Source organism: Leifsonia sp. EB34, assembly GCF_041260585.1.
GTDB lineage: Bacteria > Actinomycetota > Actinomycetes > Actinomycetales > Microbacteriaceae > Leifsonia.
Map to the genome: position 1 here is coordinate 356567 of NZ_JBGCCV010000002.1, position 19903 is coordinate 376469.

The following is a 19903-nucleotide window of genomic DNA, read 5'->3' on the forward strand; positions in this document are numbered from 1 at the left end:
TTCCTCCCGGGAGGGTCTGGAGCGTCGGCGCTCCACTGGATGGGACATGCGGGGATCGGACATAGGCTGGTGCCGTGGCCGATGGAGACTGGACGATCGAGCTCGGCGAGCTCGACGAGAAGATGGGCGTGCGCATCCTGGAGCAATCCGCGGAGCGTGTCGTCGCGACGATGCCGGTGGCGGGCAACCGCCAGTCGTTCGGGCTGCTGCACGGCGGCGCCTCTGTGGCGTTCGCGGAGGCGCTCGGCTCGTGGGCGGCCGTCATCCACGCGGGACCCGGCCGCAGTGCGGTCGGGCTCGACATCAACGCGACGCACCACCGGTCGGCGCGCAGCGGCCTGGTGACCGGGGTCGCGACCGCGATCCGGCTCGGCAGGAAGGTCACCTCGCACGAGGTCGTCCTGACCGACGAGGACGGCAACCGGCTCTGCACCGTGCGCATCACGAACCTCATCGTGGAGGCTCCGGAGCGCGCGTGAGCGGTGCCCCGCCCGCGGCGTCGCCGTCCCACACGTAGAACCCGCGCCCGGACTTGCGCCCGAGCAGGCCGTCCGCGACCATCCTGCGCAGCAGCGCGGGCGGCTCGAACCGAGGCCCCAGCTCGCTCGCGAGGTACTCCGCGATGTCGAGCCGGACGTCGAGCCCGACGATGTCGGTGAGCCGGAGCGGCCCGACCGGATGCTTGTAGCCGAGCGTCATCGCCGTGTCGATGGCCTCGGGGGACGCGACGCCCTCCTCGACCATCCGCACGGCCTCCAGCCCGAGCAGCACGCCGAGCCGGGAGGACGCGAAGCCGGGGGAGTCGCGGACCACGATCGGCGTCTTGCCGAGCGCCGCCACCCAGCCGGTCGCGAGGTCGACGGCGCTCGGCGCGGTCGCCTGCCCGGCCACGACCTCCACCAGGGCCGACGCGGGCACCGGGTTGAAGAAGTGCATGCCGAGGAAGCCGCCGGGCCGGCGCAGCACCTCGGCGAGGCCGTCGATCGACAGGGACGAAGTGTTGCTCGCGAGCACGGCGTCGGGCTCCAGGAGCTCCTCGGCGCGACGGAGCGCGTCATGCTTCAGCTCGGGGAGCTCGGGCACGGCCTCCACGACGAGGGCGGCGCCGCGCAGGGCGTCCCAGGAGGTCGTGGCGATCAGCCGGTCGGGGGCCGGGGCGGTGGCGCCGCGGCGCACGCTGCCGTCGACGGCGGTCTCCACGCGCTCGCGGGCGACAGCGGCCGAGGCGGCGTCGCGCTCGACGACCGCGACGCGCGCGCCCGCCATCAGGAACGCGTGGGCGATGCCCGCGCCCATCCGGCCGCCGCCGATCACGCCGACGTTCTCGGGGACGCCCGCCCGCTGGTCGCTCATCGCCGCCTCCGCTCCAGGAACTCCGTCATCCGCCTGTGCTTCTCCGGCGACTCGAACAGCACGGCCTGCGCCTCCCGCTCGACCTCCGGATGCGCGCTCAGCGGCGCGTGGAGGACGCGCTTTGTGTACTGGGTCGCGAGCGGATCGTTCTTCGCGATCCGGTCGGCGAGGGCGTCCGCCCCGGCGAGCAGCTCGCCCGGCTCGAACAGGTCGCTCACGAGGCCCGCGGCCAGCGCCTCCTCGCCGTTCAGCACGCGCCCGGCCATCGCGATCTCGGCCGCGAGCGGCTCGCCGACGAGCTGCGGCAGCCGCCAGAGCGCGCCGGCCGCGGCGATGATGCCGAGCGAGGTCTCCGGGTTGCCGATCCGCAGTCGCGGCGTGCCGAGGCGGAAGTCGGCCGCGTAGGCGAGTTCGGCCCCGCCGCCCAGCGCGTAGCCGTCCAGCGCAGCGATCACCGGCATGGGCAGCGCCGCGATGCGGAGGAAGATCGTCGCGTTGATCGCGCGGCGGGCGTCGTCGGCGGTGCGCTCGCGCAGCTCGGCGATGTCTGCGCCGGACGCGAAGACGCCCTCCGAGCCGGTGACGATGAGGATGCGCGGGTCGCGCTCCAGCCCGTCGCAGAGCTCGTGCAGCTCGTCCACCATCCGCTGGTCGATCGCGTTGCGGCGCTCGGGGCGGTTGAGCGTCGCGACCACGCGGTCGGCGCTCTCGGTGACCAGCAGAGTCGTCGGCTCGGCCATCACAGGGCCTCCACGATCATGGCCGCGCCCTGACCGACGCCGACGCACATCGTCGCCAGGCCGTAGCGGGACCGTTCGCGCTCCATCCGCCCGAGCAGGGTCACCAGGATGCGCGCGCCGCTCGACCCCAGCGCGTGCCCGAGCGCGATCGCGCCGCCGTCGGCGTTCACGCGGGCGCGGCCGCCGTCGTCGTCCAGTCCGAGCCGGCGCAGGCACGCGATGGCCTGCGCGGCGAAGGCCTCGTTGAGCTCGATGCTGCCGATGTCGTCGAGCTCCAGGCCGGACCGCTCGAGCGCACGGTGCGTGGCGGGGACCGGGCCGAGCCCCATCACCTCCGGCGCGACGCCGGCGCTCGCCGAGGAGACGATCCGGGCGCGCGGGCGCAGGCCGTAGCGCTGCACGGCGTCGCCGCTGGCGACCACGATGGCGGACGCGCCGTCGTTCAGCGGCGAGGAGTTCCCCGCGGTCACCACGCCGCCTCCCGCGACCACGGGCCGCAGCGCCGCGAGGGCGGCCGCGTCGGTGTCGCGGCGGATGCTCTCGTCGGCCGTGACCTCCCCGGCGGCGGTCGTGACCGGGACGATCTCGTCGGCGAACCGCCCCGCGTCGGTCGCCGCGGCAGCCCGCCGGTGGCTCTCCAGCGCGAACGCGTCGGCCTCCTGACGGGTGATCCCGTCGAGGCGCGCAACCTCCTCCGCGGTCTCCGGCATCGAGTAGGTGGCCTTGTCCCGCTCCAGGAACCGCGGGTTGGTGAAGCGCCAGCCGATGGAGGTGTCGAACTGCGGGCCGGGCTTGGCCCACGGCCGCGCCGGCTTGGCCTGCACCCAGGGCGCCCGTGTCATCGACTCCACGCCGCCTGCGACGATCAGGTCGGCGTCGCCCGCGCGGATCGCCTGACCGGCGAGGGTGACGGCGCTGAGGCCGGACGCGCAGAGCCGGTTGACGGTGACACCGGGAACGCTGTCCGGGAGGCCGGCCAGCAGCGCGGCCATCCGGGCCACGTTGCGGTTGTCCTCGCCCGCCTGGTTGGCCGCTCCCAGCATGACGTCATCGAGGGCCGCGCCGTCGACTCCCGCGCGTCGCACCGCCTCGCCCACCACGAGGGCGGCGAGGTCGTCGGGGCGGACGCCCGCCAAAGCTCCGCCGTAGCGTCCGACCGCGGTGCGGACACCGCCGACGAGGTAGGCCTCCGCCATCGCAGCTCCTTCGAATGCGAATTACCGAACGAACGTTCAGCTAGTAAATAGTCGCAGAACCCCGACCGGCGAGCAACCGGCGCGACCGCGAGGCGCGCTCCGCCGACGCCACCACCACCCCGAGAATCACCACCGCGCCGCCGATCGCGGCCGCGGCCGGCAGCCAGAGCGCCGCGACCGCGAGCGCGGCGGACAGCCCGACCGCCGGCGTCGCCCAGCGCAGCACCACCCGCCACGGGTCGCCGTAGCGCCGCGCGATGACCGCATTGGTCAGGTAGAAGAGCGCGATCCCGCCGCCGAGCGACACCGCCAGCGCCGGCGGCAGCGGCTCGCCCGGGTGCGCGATCCCCTCGGCGAGCGCGCCGGACAGCGCGGTGACCCCGGCCAGCAGCAGGAACGGCAGGAACGCCACCGTGTCGCGGATGGTGCGCGCGTCGCCGGCCGCCAGCAGCCGCTCCAGCCCGCTTGTCATCGCGTCCACTCCGTAGAGGAAGAACGACCAGGCGAGCCCGGAGGTCACCAGCAGGCCGAGCACGCCGACGAGGCCGGCGGCGAGCGTCCAGGCGGCGCTCACCGCATCCACGATGCTCAGCACCGACTCGCCCAACACGATGATGACGAGCAGGCCGAACCGCTCGGACAGGTGCTCGACGTTCAGCCGGTCCAGGGCGATCGCCGCCCAGCTCCCGGAGGTCGCGGTCAGCAGCACGACCTCCAGCACGATCGCGACCGCCCACAGCACGTAGTCCGCCGGGGCCGGGAGCGCGATCGAGACCAGCCAGATCACCGCGGTCAGCCCGTTGTAGGCGAGGATGCGGACGCGGGAGGCCATCCCGTGCGACCAGGAGAACCGGATCCACACCACCAGCAGCAGCACGCGCAGCAGCGCGTTGCCGGCCGCGAACAGCCACGCCCGGTCGCCGATCGCCTCCGGCGCCGCCACCGCCAGTGCCCCCACGGCGAACATCGCGATCAGCATCACGATCGACAGCCGCCGCGCGCTGAGCTGCGGAGACACGTCCACGACGAAGGTCAGGTTCACCCACGACCACCACACCGAGGCGAACAGGGCGACGAACACAGCGAGCGTGCCGAACGACGGGGCGGTGTGCAGGCCGTGCGCGAGCTGCCCGACCAGCGCGACGAACACGAGGTCGAAGAACAGCTCCATCCAGTGCGCCCGCGACGGGTCCCGGTCGCCGGCGACGGGAAGCCGGGGGACGGACGGGATGCTCATCCGCGCCGACCGGCGTTGAGGAAACCGTCCACCGCGGCGCGCACCCGCGCGTCGTCGGCATACCCGGACAGCGAGATGCCGTCGAGCGCACTCCACGCGGCCGGACCGGCGAGCGCCGCTGCCCTGTCGTGATCCGACCGCAGCCGGGACGCCCGCACGATCAGCGCGGTGACCGTGAGGGCGACGGCCAGCACGACGATGAAGGAGGCCAGGACCACGACGATGGTGGTGCTCACGGCTGCGCTCCCGGTCCCGGCGGCTGCCGCAGGGCGAGCAGCTCGGCGAGCAGCCCCTGCGCCAGCACGAACGTGCGCTGGGCGCGGCGAGCCAGCACGTAGAACACGCCACCGCTGAGCATGGTGACCGTCCCGGCGATCAGCACCCAGAGCCACGCGGCCACCGGCACCGGGTTCACGCCGGGATTCGACTGCAGCACCGGCACCGCGAGCGAGACGATGACCCCGGAGCCGGCCGCCGCGAGCGCTTTCGCGAGCGTCATCGTGTGCTCGTACCGCCAGGTGAGTGCGACGGTCAGCCCGTCGACGGCCGCGCGGTCGTCCAGGCGGGCGAGGGCCGACAGGTCCCCGACCGTGAGCTCCGACGTGAGCGCGCCCACCGCAGGGTTCGCCATAGCGTGAGCGTAGCGCCACCTGTGCGATTCGGCACGAACGTGGCGGCGTCAGCGCAGGTCGTGATCCTCGAACACCAGCGACGTCTTCGTGTCCCGCACCGACGGCATCGTGGTCAGCTCCTCCAGGACCACCCGCCGGAGGTCCTCGTTGTCGCGCGCCCGCACCAGCAGGATGACGTCGAAGTCGCCGCCGACCAGCGCGAAGTGCTCCACCTCCGGGATGGCGCGCAGCCGCTCGCGGAGGTCGTGCCAGGCCGCCTGCTCCACGCGCATCGTCACGTACGCCGACGACGCGCGCCCGGAGCGGCGCGGGTCGACCTTCGCCGTGAACCCCGTGATGACGCCCTCCTCGACCAAGCGGGAGACCCGGGCGTAGGCGTTGGCGCGCGAGACGTGAGCAGCCTCGGCGACGGCGGTGATGGAGGCCCGGCCGTCGGCGCGCAGTGCGTCCAGGATGCGGGTGTCGATGTCGTCCATGGTGGGAGACAGTTTGGCATCGATCCCACGCTTGCGCACCCATTCGTCTCGAAACTCTCACACGTCTGGCGAAGCGGGTCCAGCGAAGTCATCCTGATGATCAGCGACGTCTTTCGAAGGAGAACAGATGCACGCCGACGATCTGATGCCGGGCGACACCCCGTTGCGGCTCATCGACGAGCAGGGCTCGGGCCACCCGCACGAGCACTACACGTTCCCGTCCACCATGCGGCTGCGCGACGGCTACGGCCGTCTCGTGCTGGGCAGACGGCTCAACGACCAGGCCGACGCCCTCGTGCGCCAGGGCAAGCTGGCCGTGTACCCGTCCTCGCACGGCCAGGAGGCCTGCGAGGTCGCCGCGGCGATGGTGCTCGGCGAGCGGGACTGGCTGTTCCCCACCTACCGCGACTCGGTCGCCGTGGTCTCCCGCGGCGTCGACCCGTTCGAGGCGTTCCTGCTGCTGCGCGGCGACTGGCACTCCGGCTACGACCCGAACGAGTACCGGGTGGCCCCGCAGGCGACGCCGCTCGCCACCCAGCTCCTGCACGCGGTCGGCTTCGCGCACGCGGCGCGGCTCCGCGGCGAGGACACCGTGGTCCTCGCGCTGTGCGGCGACGGCGCCACCAGCGAGGGCGACTTCCACGAGGCCCTCAACTTCGCGGCCGTGTTCCACCTCCCGGTCGTCTTCCTGGTCCAGAACAACGGCTACGCGATCTCCGTGCCGCTCAGCCGGCAGACCGCCGCGCCGAGCCTGGCGCACAAGGGCGTCGGCTATGGGATGCGCGGACGCCTGGTGGACGGCAACGACCTCGCCGCGCTGCTCGCGGTGCTGGGAGAGGCCGTCACGGAAGCCCGCGACGGCGGCGGACCGACCCTCGTGGAGGCGCTCACCTACCGGATGAAGTCGCACACCAACGCCGACGACGCCACCCGTTACCGCACCTCCGCCGAGGTGGAGCCGTGGATCGCCCGCGACCCGCTGCTGCGCCTGCGCACCTGGCTGACGGCGGAGGGCGCCCTGACGGACGCCGACGACGCCGAGTTCCGCGCGCACGCCGAGCGCGTCGCCGTCGACCTCCGCACCCGGATCATGGCCGACGCCGAGCCGGAGCCGCTCGACCTGTTCGAGTACGTCTACGCCGAGCAGACGCCGCAGCTCCGGGAGCAGGCCGAGCTGCTCGCGGCCGAGCTGGCCGCGGAGTCCCGCGCCGCACAGTCCCGCCCCGCACCGTCCCGCACCGAGGAGGTCGCCCGATGACGCTCATGCACGACGCCCCCGCCGACCGGCAGCCCGAGCCCGAGCAGGCTGACGACCGGCAGCCCGACGACCGGCAGCCCGTGGACCGGCAGCCCGAGCAGCCGGCAGCCCCCGCGGTCGCCACCATGACGATGGCGCAGGCCCTGAACCGCGCCCTCGCCGACTCCCTCGCGGAGGACCCCGCGGTCCTCGTCTTCGGCGAGGATGTCGGCACGCTCGGCGGCGTCTTCCGCATCACCGACGGCCTGACCAAGCGTTTCGGCGAGCAGCGCTGCTTCGACACCCCGCTGGCCGAGTCCGGCATCGTCGGCACCGCGGTCGGGATGGCGATGAACGGGATGCGCCCGGTGGTCGAGATGCAGTTCGACGCGTTCGCGTACCCGGCCTTCGAGCAGATCGTGGACCACGTGGCGAAGATGGGCAACCGCACGCGCGGGAAGGTCCGGCTGCCGATGGTCATCCGCATCCCGTTCGCGGGCGGCATCGGCGGCGTGGAGCACCACTCCGACTCCTCCGAGGCCTACTACGCGCACACTCCCGGCCTGACCGTCGTGTCGCCGGCAACACCGCAGGACGCCTACGGCCTGCTCCGCGCCGCGATCGCGTCGCCCGACCCGGTGGTCTTCCTGGAGCCGAAGAAGCTGTACTGGTCGACCGGCGAGGTCGACACGACCGCGCCGCTGCCCGAGCTGGGCCGCGCCCGGGTCGCCCGGGAGGGCACCGACGCCACCCTGATCGCGTACGGTCCGACCGTTCCGGTGGCGCTCGCCGCGGCGGAGGCGGCCGCCGAGGAGGGTCGCAGCCTCGCGGTGGTGGACGTGCGGACACTGACCCCCTTCGACGACGAGACCGTGTGCGCCGCCGTGCGCGCGACCGGCCGCGCCGTGGTCGTGGCCGAGGCGCCGGGCTTCGCCAGCGTCGCCGCCGAGATCGCCGCCCGCGTCTCCGAGCGCTGCTTCCACTACCTGGAGGCGCCGGTGCGCCGGGTGACCGGCTTCGACACCCCGTTCGCCCCGCCGAAGCTGGAGCGCTTCTACCTGCCCGGCGTCGACCGGGTGCTCGACGCCGTCGACAGCCTGCAGTGGGAGGACGCATGAAGGTCTTCGCGCTGCCCGACCTGGGCGAGGGACTCGCCGACGCCGAACTGGTCCGCTGGCTGGTCGCGGTCGGCGACACCGTGACGGTCGACCAGCCGATCGCCGAGGTGGAGACCGCCAAGTCGGTCGTGGAGGTGCCGTCCCCGTACGCGGGTGTCGTCGCCGTCTGCCACGGCGAGGAGGGCGAGACCATCCTGGTCGGCTCGCCGCTGCTGGAGGTGCGGGAGGACGCCGACGCGGACGTCGCTGCGGCGGCGCCGGCCGCCGCGCCCGCAGCGGAGACGGTCGAGGCGCCCGAGCCCGAGCCCGAGCCCGTCGCCGCCGGCTCCGGCGCGGTCCTCGTCGGCTACGGCACCACCGACCACGCCACCGCCCGCCGCCGCGGCCGCACCACGCAGCGCGCCGCGGGCGTGACCGCCGGCGCGCCGAGCCGCATCGTCCCGGTCGTGTCGCCCGTGGTCCGCGCGCTCGCCCACACCCACGGCATCGACCTCGCCTCCCTGACCCCGAGCGGCGTGGGCGGCGTCGTCACCCGCCGCGACGTGGAGGCCGCGCTCGCCGCGGCCAAGGCCACCGCACCGAGCGCTCCCGCAGTGCCGGCCGCGCCCGCCGCCCCTCCCGCTCCCACCGCAGCCCAGCGCGAGCCGGGCGCCGACCCCCGCACCGGCCTCGACATCGCCTCCGTCATCCCGTTCTCCCGCCTGCGCCGCACGGTCGCCGAGACCATGACCCGCAGCCGCTCCGAGATCCCGGAGGCGACCGTCTGGGTGGACGTCGACGCCACCGAGCTGTGGGAGGCCAGGAAGGCACTCGGCAGGTCGGGCAAGCCCCCGTCGATGCTGGCGTTCGTCTCGCGCTTCGCGCTCAGCGCGCTGGCGCGGCATCCCGAGCTCGGCGGCCGGGTCACCTCCGACGGCGACGGGATCGAGGTGTTCAGCGGGGTGAACCTCGGCTTCGCCGCCGACACCCCGCGCGGCCTGCTGGTGCCGGTGATCCGCCGCGCCGACCGGGCGAGCATCCGCGAGCTCGACGCCGAGCTCGGTCGCCTGTCCGCCGCGGCGCGCGACGGAGTGCTCCCGCCCGCGGACCTGACCGGCTCGACCTTCACCGTGAACAATTACGGGAGCCTCGGGGTCGACGGCAGCGCCGCGATCATCAACCACCCCGAGGTCGCGATCCTCGGCATCGGCCGGGTCATCGAGCGGCCCTGGGTGGTCGACGGCGCGGTCGTCGTGCGCCGGATCGTGCAGCTCAGCCTGGTCTTCGACCACCGCGTCACCGACGGCGGCGTGGCGGCGCGGTTCCTGCGCGAGATCGCCGACGCCATCGAGTCGCCGATCGCCTTCCTCGCCGTCGAGGCGCCGGGTACGGTGAACGCATGACCGACAAGCCACAGGACGCACAACAGCCTGACGACGCCGACAAGCCCGATGTGGTGGAGCAGGGCGACGACTACGACCTCGACTTCGAGAAGGACGTCGCGCCCGAGGAGAACATCCCCTGGCTCCCTCACCCGTCGCCCAGCGACGGCGAGGCCCCCGCGCCCTGACCGGACGGGCGGCCCCTAGGCTTGGGGAAGTGAACTCCCGCTCCTTCCCCGTCTGGCTCGCGCTGATCTGCGCCATCGTCTGCGGAGCGGGCGTCGCCCTCCAGTCCCGCATCAACGGCGAGCTGGGCCAGCGACTGGGCGACGGGGTCACCGCCGCGGTCATCTCATTCGGCTCGGGCCTGCTGATCCTCATCGTGGCGATGGCCGTCGCGCCCGTCGGCCGGCGCGGCTTCGGCCGGGTCGTGACCGCACTCCGCGCGCGTGAGCTGCCCTGGTGGTACGTCGCCGGTGGCGCCGCCGGCGCGTTCCTGGTGCTGTCGCAGGGCGTCGCCGCCGCGGTGCTCGGCGTCGCACTGTTCACGGTCGCGGTCGTGGCCGGCCAGACCATCAGCGGTCTGGTCCTCGACCGCATCGGCCTCGGCCCGGGAGGCCGCCGCCCGATCACGCCCGCCCGGCTCGCCGGCGCTCTGATCGCCCTCGGCTCGGTGAGCTGGGCGGTGTCCGCGCAGCTCGGCGGTCCGGTGCCGGTGTGGCTGATGCTGCTGCCGCTGATCGCGGGCCTCGGCCTCGGCTGGCAGCAGGCCGTCAACGGTCAGGTGCGGGTGGTCGCCGAGAGCGCCCTGACCGCGACCTTCATCAACTTCGTCGTCGGCACGACCGTGCTCCTGGTGATCATGGCCGTGGACTGGAGCCTGCGCGGACTCCCGAAGCCGCTGCCGAGCGAGCCGTGGCTCTACCTCGGCGGCGCGATCGGCTGCGTGTTCATCGCGGCCGCCGCGCTGCTCGTCCGGATCACGGGCGTGCTGCTGCTCGGCCTCGCGACCGTCGCCGGTCAGCTGGTGACCGCCCTCCTGCTCGACCTGCTCGCGCCGAGCTCGACCGCACCGGTCGCCTTCTCCACCGTCGCCGGCACGCTGCTCACTCTGGTCGCCGTCGCCGTCGCCAGCATCCGCTGGGGACGACGAACCGCCTGACAGGACATGCCGTCAGGCGCCGAAGCGACGCGGCGTGTCCTGTCAGATGGATTGGTCAGTCGAGCGTGCTGAGGAAGCGTTCGGGGTCGATGGAGGTCCGGTGGCCGTCCCTGCCGTCCTCGGGGATGCCGCCCACGTAGAGCCAGCCGAGCAGGCGCTCGTTCCTGCCCAGGCCGTGCATCCGGTGCACGGCCTTCGAGCGGGTGTGGTGCCCGGTGCGCCACATGACGCCCCAGCCCGCGTCGTGGAGGAGCAGGCTCAGGAGGTGCGCGACGCCGGCGGCGACGGCGTCCTGCTCCCAGCCGGTCACCTTCTCGCTCTTCGTGCGCACCGCGACGATCGCGAGCAGTAAAGAGGAGCGCAGGGGCTTGGCCGCCAGCTTATCGGCCTCCTCGCCGGTCGCCTTCGCGTCCTTCACGAACGCCCGGCCCAGCCGGACCCGCGCGTCGCCGCGCAGCTCGATCACGCGCCACGGGTGCAGCGCCGAGTGGTCGGCGACCCGGCCCGCGGCGGCCACGAGCGGCAGCAGCTCCTCGTGGGTCGGCGCCGCCGGCGTCACACGCGAGTGCGACCGGCGCGCGGCGACCCGCTCGACGAGTTCGGACATCAGGCCTCAGGCGCGAAGTTCAGGGAGATCGAGTTCATGCAGTAGCGGTCGCCGGTCGGGGTGCCGAAGCCGTCGGGGAACACGTGGCCCAGGTGCGAGCCGCAGTTCGCGCAGCGCACCTCGGTGCGCACCATGCCCAGGCTGTCGTCCTCGAGGAGCTGCACGGCGTCCGGGCGGATCGACTCGTAGAAGCTGGGCCAGCCGCAGCCGCTGTCGAACTTCGTGCCCGACTTGAACAGCTCCGACCCGCAGGCGGCACAGGTGTAGAGGCCCGCGCGGCCCTCGTCGAGCAGCTCACCCGTCCACGGCCGCTCCGTGCCTGCTTCGCGCAGCACCGCGTACTGCTCCGGGCTGAGCTCGCGGCGCCACTCCTCGTCGGTCTTCTCGACCCCGTAGGTGCCCTGCGCGGCCTCGTCGTGCGATGCGCTCATCGTGCGTTCCTTTCGTCGTCCGTCCCCAGCCTAAACGGCGGCGCCTGTGCCACTGTTCCCTGTTTCGGCCCGCGACGTGCCGGGGCCAAACGGGGAACGCACAGGACAGCGCCCCTAGGATGAGGCGCGAGCGCGGGGAAGGGCTGACTCGAAGACGGTGAGGGGAGGCGGTGCACGTGGCGGAGGCTGCGGACCACCGGATCCCTGCGCCGGACGCGGGCGGCCTGACCGACCGTGAGGCGGCCATCCTCGCGTTCGAGCGTCAGTGGTGGCGGCATGCCGGCGCCAAGGAGCAGGCCATCCGCGAGGAGTTCGGTCTCTCCGCCGCCCGGTACTATCAACTCCTCGGAGCGCTGATCGACCGACCGGAGGCGCTCAAGCACGACCCCATGCTCGTCAAGCGTCTGCTCCGGCTGCGCGAGACCAGGCTGGCTGCACGGCGATCCCGGACACTCCCGTCCGGTGACTGACACCGCGAGGAAATACCTGTAGATGGCTGAGAAGTACCCCAGGGACCGGTTCGACGACATCCCCGACGGTCTGCAGCGCGTCGGTGCGCACAGGGCTCCCCGCCCGAAGGGCCGCGGCTGGATCGCGGTCGGCTGGGCCGCGCTCGCCGTCGTCGTGCTCGTGGCAGCGGGCATCTTCGGGCTTTCGCTGGTGAGCGGCTCCATCTCCTTCCACGGTTCGGCGGCCTCGCCGAGTCACTCGAGCGGCACCCCGACCCCGACGGCGACGCCCACCCCGACGATCGTCCCGACCGTCGACCCGTCGCTGACGGTGAACGTCCTGAACGGCACGACGACTTCGGGCCTCGGCAGCAAGGTCGCCGACACCCTCAAGACGGCCGGCTGGAAGGTCGGCGCCGTCGCGAACGCCGACAAGCAGAACCTCACGCAGACGATCGTCTACTACTCCGACGCCAAGAACCAGGCGGCCGCCCTCGGGGTGGCGCAGTCGCTGCCCGGCGCCACCACCGCCCTCACGCAGGACTTCGCAGCCAGCGGCGCCGACCTGACCGTCGTGGTCGGAAGCGACTACAAGGGCTGACACCGCGTCGTTCCGCGTGTGGATGCGCCGTCATCCCTGTGTTTCAGGCGTGTTTAACTTCCGACCGATTTCGTAACGGATTGGCGAAAACACTGGCGTGAACAGCTATTGCAAGCATTAGGATCGGGAGTCAACGCGCGGCGCTGGACCGGGCGAGCGACACAGCAATGGGAGTAATGCATGGCGAACGGGACCGTGAAGTGGTTCAACGCTGAAAAGGGCTACGGATTCATCACCGTCGATGGTGGGGGACAGGACGTTTTCGTTCACTACTCCGCAATCGACATGAACGGCTACAAGGTTCTCGAAGAGGGCCAGCAGGTGCAGTTCGAGGTCGGCACGGGCAACAAAGGCCCGCAGGCCGAGTCGGTGCGTCCGCTGTAGTACGCAGCGATCGGCAAGACCAATAAGAGGAGCGTCGCCCTTCGGGGCGGCGCTCCTTTCTCTGTGCGGGCGCCAGTGGCAACCTCGGTCGCAGGCTCCCTCGGCGCTGGGGTCGCGGCATCGCTCCGCGCTGCCCCTAGCTCCACCGCGCTTGCACTCCCCGGGCGCGAGTGCCAGAATCGCTTTAGCACTCCATCTGATCGAGTGCTAACAATCGGAATCTTTCGCAGACGTCCGGGAGGGACGAGAAACACATGGCAAAGATCATTGCTTTCGACGAGGACGCCCGTCGCGGCCTCGAGCGCGGCCTCAACATCCTGGCCGACACGGTCAAGGTGACGCTGGGCCCGCGCGGTCGCAACGTCGTCCTCGAGAAGAAGTGGGGCGCCCCCACCATCACGAACGACGGCGTCTCCATCGCGAAGGAGATCGAGCTCGACGACCCGTACGAGAAGATCGGCGCGGAGCTCGTCAAGGAGGTCGCGAAGAAGACCGACGACGTCGCGGGCGACGGAACCACCACCGCGACCGTCCTGGCTCAGGCGCTCGTCAAGGAGGGCCTCCGCAACGTGGCCGCCGGCGCCGACCCCATCACGCTGAAGCGCGGCATCGAGAAGGCCGTCGCGGCCGTCACCGCCGAGCTCGTCGCCAGCGCCAAGGAGGTCGAGACCAAGGCTGAGATCGCGGCCACCGCGTCCATCTCCGCCGGCGACACCACCATCGGCGAGATCATCGCCGAGGCGATCGACAAGGTCGGCAAGGAGGGCGTCGTCACCGTCGAGGAGTCGAACACCTTCGGCACCGAGCTCGAGCTGACCGAGGGCATGCGCTTCGACAAGGGCTTCCTGTCGCAGTACTTCGTCACCGACCAGGACCGCCAGGAGGCGGTGTTCGAGGACCCGTACATCCTCATCGCCAACCAGAAGATCTCCTCGATCAAGGACCTGCTCCCGATCGTCGACAAGGTGATCCAGGCCAACAAGCAGCTCCTCATCATCGCCGAGGACGTCGACGGGGAGGCCCTGGCCACCCTGATCGTCAACAAGATCCGCGGCATCTTCAAGTCCGTCGCCGTCAAGGCCCCGGGCTTCGGCGACCGCCGCAAGGCCATGCTGCAGGACATCGCGATCCTCACCGGCGGCCAGGTCATCTCCGAGGAGGTCGGCCTCAAGCTCGAGAACGTCACCCTCGACCTGCTCGGCCAGGCCCGCAAGGTCGTCATCACCAAGGACGAGACCACCATCGTCGAGGGCGCGGGCGACCCTGAGGCCATCGCCGGTCGCGTGGCGCAGATCCGCCAGGAGATCGAGAACACCGACTCGGACTACGACCGTGAGAAGCTCCAGGAGCGTCTCGCGAAGCTCGCCGGCGGCGTCGCCGTCATCAAGGCGGGCGCGGCCACCGAGGTCGAGCTCAAGGAGCGCAAGCACCGCATCGAGGACGCCGTCCGCAACGCGAAGGCCGCCGTCGAGGAGGGCATCGTCGCCGGTGGTGGCGTGGCCCTCATCCAGGCCGGCAAGACCGCGTTCGAGAAGCTCGAGCTCACGGGCGACGAGGCGACCGGCGCGAACATCGTCCGCGTCGCCATCGAGGCTCCGCTGAAGCAGATCGCCATCAACGCGGGCCTCGAGGCCGGCGTCGTGGTCGCCAAGGTCCGCGAGCTCCCGGTGGGCCACGGCCTCAACGCCGCGACCGGCGAGTACGTCGACATGCTGGCCTCCGGCATCAACGACCCGGTGAAGGTCACCCGCTCGGCGCTGCAGAACGCCGCGTCGATCGCGGGCCTGTTCCTCACCACCGAGGCCGTCGTCGCCGACAAGCCCGAGAAGAACCCGGCGCCGGTCGGCGACCCGGGCGCGGGCATGGACTTCTGAGTCCGTCCGACACGAAGTAGAGGGCGTCTCCCGTTCGCGGGAGGCGCCCTCTCGTGTCGATAGTCTCTCGGTGTGAGAGCAGGGAACCGTAGCAGGAGCAGCCGCCTCGCCCGCGCGGCCGTCCTGATGGTGCTCGCGGGAGTGTTGTCCGGCTGCTCCGCGCTGGGCATCGCCGGCCCACGTTCCTCGCCCGCCGCCACCCCTGTGCCGACATCGACGCCGGCCCTGGCCGTCGATTGCGCGAGCGTGGTGAGCGAGGCCGACCTCGCAGCACTGCTCGGCGCCGGTGCCAAGGCCACGTCCGCGTCGCCCGGAGTCTTCCTGGTGGCTGCCGTCGGCCCGCTGAGCGTTCCCGCGGCCGGAGGCGCGACCTGCGACTGGGTCGACGGAAACGCCTCGCTCGACGTCGAGCTCCTGCCGCACGCCGCGGAAAGCTGGGCCACGCTCGCTCGGGAGTATCCGCAGACGGCCACCCCGGGAGCCGATTACGACGGCGGGGTGTCTCTCGGTGGCGACTGCGCGATCACCACGACCTCGGCGAGCTGCCACACGAACATCCTCGTAGACGGGGCCTGGCTCTCCGTCGTGCTGCGCGGCGTGCCCGGCTCCGGACTCACCGAGGCCGGCTTCCACGGCGTGGTGCAGCGGATGATCCCCGCGGTCCTCGCAGCGGTGTCCACGGCGCCGGCCGCGCAGGCGGGCGCGGCGTTCGACTGCGCCGCCGACGAGCTCCGCGCCGAGGTGCAGCAGACGTTCGCGCGCCCGGACGCCACCGAGACGAACACGGGCGGGATGTTCGCCATCGCGTCCGCCGTCCCGCTCTCAGCCGGCGCGGCGCTCTGCCAGTTCCGCGTGGGCGCCGATGACCGCAGCGCGTACCTGGGCAGCCTGTCCATCCTCCCGCTGGGCTCGGCCGTCTTCGAGACGTTCCGGCAGGCGGCCCTCGCCGCGGACCCGACGGCGCACAGTGACACCCTCACCGTCCACGGCGCGTCCGTGCCTGCGCTCGTCTGGGGCGGACAGGACGAGGGCGTGTCGTTCTCGTCGGTGGATGCGCTCATCGGGCGCACCTGGCTCGAGTTCCGCTCGGCGGACCTGGGAACGGACCGATCTCTCGCTCTGCTGCAGTGGGTGGCCGGCCGGCTCTGAGGCGGCGTACCGTCCGGCGGTTCGCCGGCGGCCCGGCGGGTCAGGCTCCCGGCTGAGCCTGCAGGCCCTGTCCGGCCAGCGGCAGCGACACCCGGAAGGTCGCGCCGCCGCCGTCGGTCTCCACGACCTCCACGGTGCCGTGGTGGGCCGAGATGATCGAGGAGACGATCGCGAGGCCCAGGCCGCTGCCGCCGGTCTCGCGGGCGCGGGAGGTGTCGGCGCGCCAGAAGCGCTGGAAGATCTTGTCGCGGATCTGCGGCGGGATGCCCTCGCCGTGGTCGCGCACCTCGATCACGGCTCGGTCGGCGCGGTGGTCGATCTGCACCACGATCTCGATCGGGCTGTCCTCCGGCGTGTAGCGGAGGGCGTTGCCCATCAGGTTGGTGACGACCTGGCGGAGCTTGTTCTCCTCCGCCATCACGATCGCGGGCTCCGCCGGCGGTGCTGCGAGGACGACCTTCTCGGCGGTCGAGACCGCGATCGGGCCCGTGGTGGCCCGACGGGCGCGGTTGCTGCGGCGCAGCCGCGCCAGCGCCGAGCCGGCGAACGCGATCGGGCCGGTCGCGCCCGGCGGCCGGGACAGGTCCTCCGGGAGGGTCATCGGCACGGTGTCGAGACCGGGCTCTGCCGGGTCGGCGTGCACCGCGGCCGGCACCGGGGCGGGCGTCAGCACGGTCACCCGGCGGCCAGGGGCTCCGGCCATCGCGTCCATCGCGGCGTCCTGTGCGATGCGCACCAGGTCGACGGGGTGGAGGTCGAGCGGCTTCGTCTCGTCCAGGCGCGCCAGCTCCAGCAGGTCCTCGACGAGGAGGCCCATCCGGATCGCCTCTTTCTCGATCCGGTCCATCGCCTGGGCGACGTCCTCCGGCGTCTGGAGTGCGCCCATCCGGTAGAGCTCGGCGTACCCGCGCACCGAGACGAGCGGCGTGCGCAGCTCGTGGGACGCGTCGCCGACGAATCGTCGCATCTGGTCGATCGTGCGCGCGCGGTCGTTGAAGGCGCGGTCGATGCGGTTCAGCATCGTGTTGAGCGAGCGGTTGAGCCGTCCGACCTCGGTGTTGGGGGTCGCGCCGCCGAGGCGCTGGCTGAAGTCGCCGTCGGCGATGGCCGCGGCGGTCTGCTCGACCTCCCGGAGCGGCGAGAACGTCGTGGTCACCAGCATCCGGGTCAGCCCGGCGCCGACGATGATCACGATGACGCCGAAGCCGAGGAAGATCGCCAAGAAGCTCGCCATCACCGTGTCGATCTGGCTCGTCGTCGTGGCGACGATCGCGGTCGCGAGCTCACCGGTCTGGGCGAACGTCTGCGTCGTGACGAGCGCCCGGTACGCGGTGTGGCCGTCGTTGCTCGCCAGAGGGAAGCCGCCTGACGGCAGGGCCTTGGCATCGGTCAGGCTGAGCTTCTCGGGGATGGCGGGCCGGTGGGCGAACGGGATGTTGCTCCAGTTCGTCTTGACCAGGTTGCCGCTGGCGTCGTACAGCGCCGCGAAGTAGTCCGACGGGCTGGAGTCGGTGGCGATCTTGTCCTTGTCCGACGACGAGCCGAACAGGTACGTGTTGACGTAGGTCGCCCCGGAGGCCGCGGAGAGCTGCGCGTCGAGCTGGTCGATCAGCACCGGCTTCAGCATCGCCATCGTCCCGATGCCGGTCACCAGCAGCCCGAGCGTCAGCATGAGCACGGTCACCCCGGTGATCTTGGTCCGGAGGGAGATCGCGTTCCAGCGGTCGAGCAGGCGTGAGTGCATCAGGCCGCCAGTCTAAGCAGACGGTGCTGAGCCGAGGATGTGAGCGCGGGTCACGCCTTCGCGGCCTTGAGCATGTAGCCGAACCCGCGCTTGGTCTGGATGAGCGGCTCGCTGGAGTGCGCGTCCACCTTGCGGCGCAGGTAGGAGATGTACGACTCCACGATGCCGGCGTCGCCGTTGAAGTCGTACTCCCAGACGTGGTCGAGGATCTGCGCCTTCGACAGCACGCGGTTGGGGTTGAGCATCAGGTACCGCAGCAGCTTGAACTCGGTCGGGCTGAGCTCGATGGGGGTGTCGCCGACGTAGACCTCGTGGGTGTCCTGGTCCATCGTGAGCTCGCCGGCGCGGATCACGGCGTCCTCGTCGGCCTGCATCGTGCGGCGCAGGATGGCCTTGATGCGGGCGACGATCTCGTCCAGGCTGAACGGCTTGGTGACGTAGTCGTCGCCGCCGACGGTGAGGCCGGTGATCTTGTCCTCGGTGTCGTCCTTGGCCGTGAGGAAGAGGATGGGCGCGGTGTAGCCGGCGCCGCGGAGCCGCTTGGTGACGCCGAACCCGTTCATGTCCGGGAGCATGACGTCGAGGATGATGAGGTCTGGCTCCTCTTCGAGGACCGCGGAGATCGCCTGGGCGCCGTTGCCGACCGCGCGCACGGCGAACCCGGCGAAGCGGAGGCTGGTGGTGAGGAGATCGCGGATGTTCGGCTCGTCGTCGACGATGAGAATGCGGGGTCCTGCGTTCATGCGAAACAGTATCTGCGCGTCTGCTGAGTTATGCCTGTGAGTGGACGGTGCGCGGTGAGTGCGGGGAGCCGGTGCGGGCCGTGCGGCCCGACCATGTGCGCAGTGCGCCGAGCGTGCGAGGTACTGGCGCGGGCCGTGTGAACAGTGGATGCTGAGGGGACCAGCGAATCGGAGCAGCAATGTCGAATCCCACCGTGGTCATCGTCGGAGCAGGGCTCGCCGGGGCGACGACAGCCGTCGAGCTGCGTGAGCGCGGCTTCGGCGGCCGCATCCTGCTGCTCGGCGCCGAAGAGCACCACCCCTACATCCGGCCGCCGCTGTCCAAGGAGTATCTGAAAGGCGAAGCGGACCTCGACGACGCGTACGTGAAGCCAGCGGACTGGTACGCGGACAACGACGTGGAGTTCCTGCCCGGGTCGGAGGCCGGCTCGTTCGACCCCGCCGCGCACGAGCTGTTCCTGGCCGGCGGAGCCCGGATCACCTACGACAGCCTGGTGCTGGCGACCGGCGCGCACGCCCGCCCGCTCGGCGTCCCGGGCAGCGGCCACGGCGCCGTCTTCTCTCTGAGAACCATCGAGGACTCGCAGTGGCTCCGGGCCGCGCTGGAGGTCGGGTCGCGGCGGGTCGTCGTCGTGGGCTCGGGCTGGATCGGCATGGAGGTCGCCGCCGCGGCGCGCGGCTACGGCAATGAGGTGACGGTGGCCGGGCGGTCGCACGTGCCGCTGTCTCCCGCGATCGGCCCGGAGCTCGGCGCCGTGTTCGAGCGGCTGCACCGCGACAACGGCGTGGTCTTCCGCAACGCGGCGCAGGTGTCGGCGGTGGAGGGCGGCGACGAGCAGGTCGTCGTGCTGGCGACGGGCGAGCGCCTCCCGGCCGACGTGGTGGTCGCGGGCGTCGGCGCCGCGCCCAACACGCACCTGGCGGAGCAGTCCGGCCTCGCGCTCGACAACGGCGTCCCCACCGACGAGGCGATGCGCACCGCGATGGAGGACGTCTACGCTGTCGGCGACCTGGCGAACCCGCTACTGCCGGCGATCGGGCAGCACCTCCGCAACGAGCACTGGGCGAACGCCATCGCGGGCGGCACGGTCGCGGCGCGCGCGATCGTGGGGGAGGACGCAAGCTACGACGACATCCCGTACTTCTACTCCGACCAATACGATCTGGGCATGGAGTACTCCGGCTACGCACCCCTGGCCTCCGGCGCCCGCGTCGTCTTCCGCGGCGACGTCGCCGCGCGCGAGTTCATCGCCTTCTGGCTGCGCGACGACCGGGTGGTCGCCGGCATGAACGTGAACGTCTGGGACGTGCAGGAGCACATCCAGCGCCTGATCCGCGGCCGGGAGGCCGTCGACCCGGCGCGGCTCACCGACGAGAGCGTGGACCTTGCAGAGCTCTGAGACCGGCGT

The 19903-nt window shown here is 72.0% G+C and carries 23 protein-coding genes; 12 read left to right on the forward strand and 11 right to left on the reverse strand.

Features of this window, described 5'->3' with window-relative positions:
• Positions 1 to 74: 74 nt before the first annotated feature.
• Positions 75 to 479: a PaaI family thioesterase gene (locus ABIA36_RS11200; protein WP_369962442.1), complete on the forward strand. Its 405-nt coding sequence runs from the start codon at positions 75 to 77 to the stop codon at positions 477 to 479.
• Here ABIA36_RS11200 and ABIA36_RS11205 read toward each other — a convergent pair.
• From ABIA36_RS11205 to ABIA36_RS11235, 7 genes are read right to left on the reverse strand one after another with little or no spacing between them, the layout of a single operon-like run.
• Entirely contained in the window at positions 451 to 1353 is a 903-nt protein-coding gene (locus tag ABIA36_RS11205; protein WP_369962444.1) for a 3-hydroxyacyl-CoA dehydrogenase family protein, read from the reverse strand. The genes ABIA36_RS11200 and ABIA36_RS11205 overlap by 29 nt on opposite strands.
• The gene (locus tag ABIA36_RS11210; RefSeq protein WP_369962446.1) at positions 1350 to 2093 is read right to left on the reverse strand and encodes an enoyl-CoA hydratase/isomerase family protein; all 744 of its coding nucleotides are present in this window, start codon (positions 2091 to 2093) and stop codon (positions 1350 to 1352) included. Before ABIA36_RS11210 ends, ABIA36_RS11205 begins: the two co-directional genes overlap by 4 nt.
• Positions 2093 to 3289 carry an acetyl-CoA C-acyltransferase gene (locus tag ABIA36_RS11215; RefSeq protein WP_369962447.1) on the reverse strand — a complete coding sequence of 399 codons (1197 nt, stop codon included), beginning with the start codon at positions 3287 to 3289 and terminating at the stop codon, positions 2093 to 2095. The genes ABIA36_RS11210 and ABIA36_RS11215 overlap by 1 nt, the downstream gene beginning before the upstream one ends.
• Before the next feature lie 40 nt (positions 3290 to 3329).
• On the reverse strand, positions 3330 to 4526 hold the full coding sequence (locus tag ABIA36_RS11220) for a low temperature requirement protein A (protein ID WP_369962448.1): 1197 nt from the start codon (positions 4524 to 4526) through the stop codon (positions 3330 to 3332).
• A complete protein-coding gene (locus tag ABIA36_RS11225; protein WP_369962449.1) occupies positions 4523 to 4762 on the reverse strand; it encodes a hypothetical protein in 240 nt (79 codons plus the stop codon). Before ABIA36_RS11225 ends, ABIA36_RS11220 begins: the two co-directional genes overlap by 4 nt.
• On the reverse strand, positions 4759 to 5157 hold the full coding sequence (locus ABIA36_RS11230; RefSeq protein ID WP_369962450.1) for a hypothetical protein: 399 nt from the start codon (positions 5155 to 5157) through the stop codon (positions 4759 to 4761). Before ABIA36_RS11230 ends, ABIA36_RS11225 begins: the two co-directional genes overlap by 4 nt.
• Positions 5158 to 5205: 48 nt before the next feature.
• Positions 5206 to 5634, reverse strand: a complete 429-nt coding sequence (locus ABIA36_RS11235; protein ID WP_369962451.1) for an Lrp/AsnC family transcriptional regulator — start codon at positions 5632 to 5634, stop codon at positions 5206 to 5208.
• Between the two features lie 127 nt (positions 5635 to 5761).
• Between ABIA36_RS11235 and ABIA36_RS11240 the strand changes: the two genes are divergently transcribed.
• From ABIA36_RS11240 to ABIA36_RS11260, 5 genes are read left to right on the forward strand one after another with little or no spacing between them, the layout of a single operon-like run.
• A complete protein-coding gene (locus ABIA36_RS11240; RefSeq protein ID WP_369962453.1) occupies positions 5762 to 6892 on the forward strand; it encodes a thiamine pyrophosphate-dependent dehydrogenase E1 component subunit alpha in 1131 nt (376 codons plus the stop codon).
• A complete protein-coding gene (locus ABIA36_RS11245) occupies positions 6889 to 7989 on the forward strand; it encodes an alpha-ketoacid dehydrogenase subunit beta (protein WP_369962454.1) in 1101 nt (366 codons plus the stop codon). The genes ABIA36_RS11240 and ABIA36_RS11245 overlap by 4 nt, the downstream gene beginning before the upstream one ends.
• Positions 7986 to 9371, forward strand: coding sequence for a dihydrolipoamide acetyltransferase family protein (locus ABIA36_RS11250; RefSeq protein WP_369962455.1), 1386 nt, complete (start codon positions 7986 to 7988; stop codon positions 9369 to 9371). Before ABIA36_RS11245 ends, ABIA36_RS11250 begins: the two co-directional genes overlap by 4 nt.
• A complete protein-coding gene (locus tag ABIA36_RS11255; protein ID WP_369962456.1) occupies positions 9368 to 9538 on the forward strand; it encodes a hypothetical protein in 171 nt (56 codons plus the stop codon). The genes ABIA36_RS11250 and ABIA36_RS11255 overlap by 4 nt, the downstream gene beginning before the upstream one ends.
• Before the next feature lie 29 nt (positions 9539 to 9567).
• Complete coding sequence (locus tag ABIA36_RS11260; RefSeq protein WP_369962457.1) at positions 9568 to 10512, forward strand: DMT family transporter; 945 nt, start codon at positions 9568 to 9570, stop codon at positions 10510 to 10512.
• A 55-nt stretch (positions 10513 to 10567) separates the two neighbouring features.
• Here the strand turns inward: ABIA36_RS11260 and ABIA36_RS11265 are convergent, their stop codons facing one another.
• Together ABIA36_RS11265 and msrB are read right to left on the reverse strand one after the other, a co-directional pair.
• A complete protein-coding gene (locus tag ABIA36_RS11265) occupies positions 10568 to 11119 on the reverse strand; it encodes a nitroreductase family protein (protein WP_369962459.1) in 552 nt (183 codons plus the stop codon).
• Positions 11119 to 11550: a peptide-methionine (R)-S-oxide reductase MsrB gene (msrB, locus tag ABIA36_RS11270; RefSeq protein WP_369962460.1), complete on the reverse strand. Its 432-nt coding sequence runs from the start codon at positions 11548 to 11550 to the stop codon at positions 11119 to 11121. The genes ABIA36_RS11265 and msrB overlap by 1 nt, the downstream gene beginning before the upstream one ends.
• Positions 11551 to 11720: 170 nt before the next feature.
• Between msrB and ABIA36_RS11275 the strand changes: the two genes are divergently transcribed.
• The 5 genes from ABIA36_RS11275 to ABIA36_RS11295 all read left to right on the forward strand — a co-directional run bounded on the left by ABIA36_RS11275 (position 11721) and on the right by ABIA36_RS11295 (position 16007).
• Positions 11721 to 12020, forward strand: a complete 300-nt coding sequence (locus ABIA36_RS11275) for a DUF3263 domain-containing protein (RefSeq protein WP_369962461.1) — start codon at positions 11721 to 11723, stop codon at positions 12018 to 12020.
• A gap of 22 nt (positions 12021 to 12042) precedes the next feature.
• Positions 12043 to 12600 carry a LytR C-terminal domain-containing protein gene (locus ABIA36_RS11280; protein ID WP_369962462.1) on the forward strand — a complete coding sequence of 186 codons (558 nt, stop codon included), beginning with the start codon at positions 12043 to 12045 and terminating at the stop codon, positions 12598 to 12600.
• A 180-nt stretch (positions 12601 to 12780) separates the two neighbouring features.
• Positions 12781 to 12984: a cold-shock protein gene (locus ABIA36_RS11285; protein WP_301211979.1), complete on the forward strand. Its 204-nt coding sequence runs from the start codon at positions 12781 to 12783 to the stop codon at positions 12982 to 12984.
• 254 nt (positions 12985 to 13238) lie between these two features.
• A complete protein-coding gene (gene groL / locus ABIA36_RS11290) occupies positions 13239 to 14858 on the forward strand; it encodes a chaperonin GroEL (protein WP_369962463.1) in 1620 nt (539 codons plus the stop codon).
• Positions 14859 to 14930: 72 nt separating this feature from the next.
• Complete coding sequence (locus ABIA36_RS11295; protein ID WP_369962464.1) at positions 14931 to 16007, forward strand: hypothetical protein; 1077 nt, start codon at positions 14931 to 14933, stop codon at positions 16005 to 16007.
• 40 nt (positions 16008 to 16047) lie between these two features.
• On the opposite strand, the gene ABIA36_RS11300 is transcribed toward ABIA36_RS11295, so the two are convergent.
• Both ABIA36_RS11300 and ABIA36_RS11305 read right to left on the reverse strand, forming a co-directional pair.
• Positions 16048 to 17751 carry an ATP-binding protein gene (locus ABIA36_RS11300; protein ID WP_369962465.1) on the reverse strand — a complete coding sequence of 568 codons (1704 nt, stop codon included), beginning with the start codon at positions 17749 to 17751 and terminating at the stop codon, positions 16048 to 16050.
• A gap of 50 nt (positions 17752 to 17801) precedes the next feature.
• The gene (locus ABIA36_RS11305; protein ID WP_179605211.1) at positions 17802 to 18494 is read right to left on the reverse strand and encodes a response regulator transcription factor; all 693 of its coding nucleotides are present in this window, start codon (positions 18492 to 18494) and stop codon (positions 17802 to 17804) included.
• A 179-nt stretch (positions 18495 to 18673) separates the two neighbouring features.
• Between ABIA36_RS11305 and ABIA36_RS11310 the strand changes: the two genes are divergently transcribed.
• Entirely contained in the window at positions 18674 to 19894 is a 1221-nt protein-coding gene (locus ABIA36_RS11310) for an NAD(P)/FAD-dependent oxidoreductase (RefSeq protein WP_369962467.1), read from the forward strand.
• Positions 19895 to 19903 lie beyond the last annotated feature (9 nt).

Excerpts from the sequence above, each read along its gene's own strand:
- ABIA36_RS11205 (WP_369962444.1), bottom strand. The coding sequence starts at position 1,353 with ATGAGCGACCAGCGGGCGGGCGTCCCCGAGAACGTCGGCGTGATCGGC.
- ABIA36_RS11210 (WP_369962446.1), bottom strand. The coding sequence starts at position 2,093 with ATGGCCGAGCCGACGACTCTGCTGGTCACCGAGAGCGCCGACCGCGTG.
- ABIA36_RS11215 (WP_369962447.1), bottom strand. The coding sequence starts at position 3,289 with ATGGCGGAGGCCTACCTCGTCGGCGGTGTCCGCACCGCGGTCGGACGC.
- ABIA36_RS11220 (WP_369962448.1), bottom strand. The coding sequence starts at position 4,526 with ATGAGCATCCCGTCCGTCCCCCGGCTTCCCGTCGCCGGCGACCGGGAC.
- ABIA36_RS11230 (WP_369962450.1), bottom strand. The coding sequence starts at position 5,157 with ATGGCGAACCCTGCGGTGGGCGCGCTCACGTCGGAGCTCACGGTCGGG.
- ABIA36_RS11235 (WP_369962451.1), bottom strand. The coding sequence starts at position 5,634 with ATGGACGACATCGACACCCGCATCCTGGACGCACTGCGCGCCGACGGC.
- ABIA36_RS11240 (WP_369962453.1), top strand. The coding sequence starts at position 5,762 with ATGCACGCCGACGATCTGATGCCGGGCGACACCCCGTTGCGGCTCATC.
- ABIA36_RS11245 (WP_369962454.1), top strand. The coding sequence starts at position 6,889 with ATGACGCTCATGCACGACGCCCCCGCCGACCGGCAGCCCGAGCCCGAG.
- ABIA36_RS11250 (WP_369962455.1), top strand. The coding sequence starts at position 7,986 with ATGAAGGTCTTCGCGCTGCCCGACCTGGGCGAGGGACTCGCCGACGCC.
- ABIA36_RS11255 (WP_369962456.1), top strand. The coding sequence starts at position 9,368 with ATGACCGACAAGCCACAGGACGCACAACAGCCTGACGACGCCGACAAG.
- ABIA36_RS11265 (WP_369962459.1), bottom strand. The coding sequence starts at position 11,119 with ATGTCCGAACTCGTCGAGCGGGTCGCCGCGCGCCGGTCGCACTCGCGT.
- msrB (WP_369962460.1), bottom strand. The coding sequence starts at position 11,550 with ATGAGCGCATCGCACGACGAGGCCGCGCAGGGCACCTACGGGGTCGAG.
- ABIA36_RS11280 (WP_369962462.1), top strand. The coding sequence starts at position 12,043 with ATGGCTGAGAAGTACCCCAGGGACCGGTTCGACGACATCCCCGACGGT.
- ABIA36_RS11285 (WP_301211979.1), top strand. The coding sequence starts at position 12,781 with ATGGCGAACGGGACCGTGAAGTGGTTCAACGCTGAAAAGGGCTACGGA.
- groL (WP_369962463.1), top strand. The coding sequence starts at position 13,239 with ATGGCAAAGATCATTGCTTTCGACGAGGACGCCCGTCGCGGCCTCGAG.
- ABIA36_RS11300 (WP_369962465.1), bottom strand. The coding sequence starts at position 17,751 with ATGCACTCACGCCTGCTCGACCGCTGGAACGCGATCTCCCTCCGGACC.
- ABIA36_RS11305 (WP_179605211.1), bottom strand. The coding sequence starts at position 18,494 with ATGAACGCAGGACCCCGCATTCTCATCGTCGACGACGAGCCGAACATC.
- ABIA36_RS11310 (WP_369962467.1), top strand. The coding sequence starts at position 18,674 with ATGTCGAATCCCACCGTGGTCATCGTCGGAGCAGGGCTCGCCGGGGCG.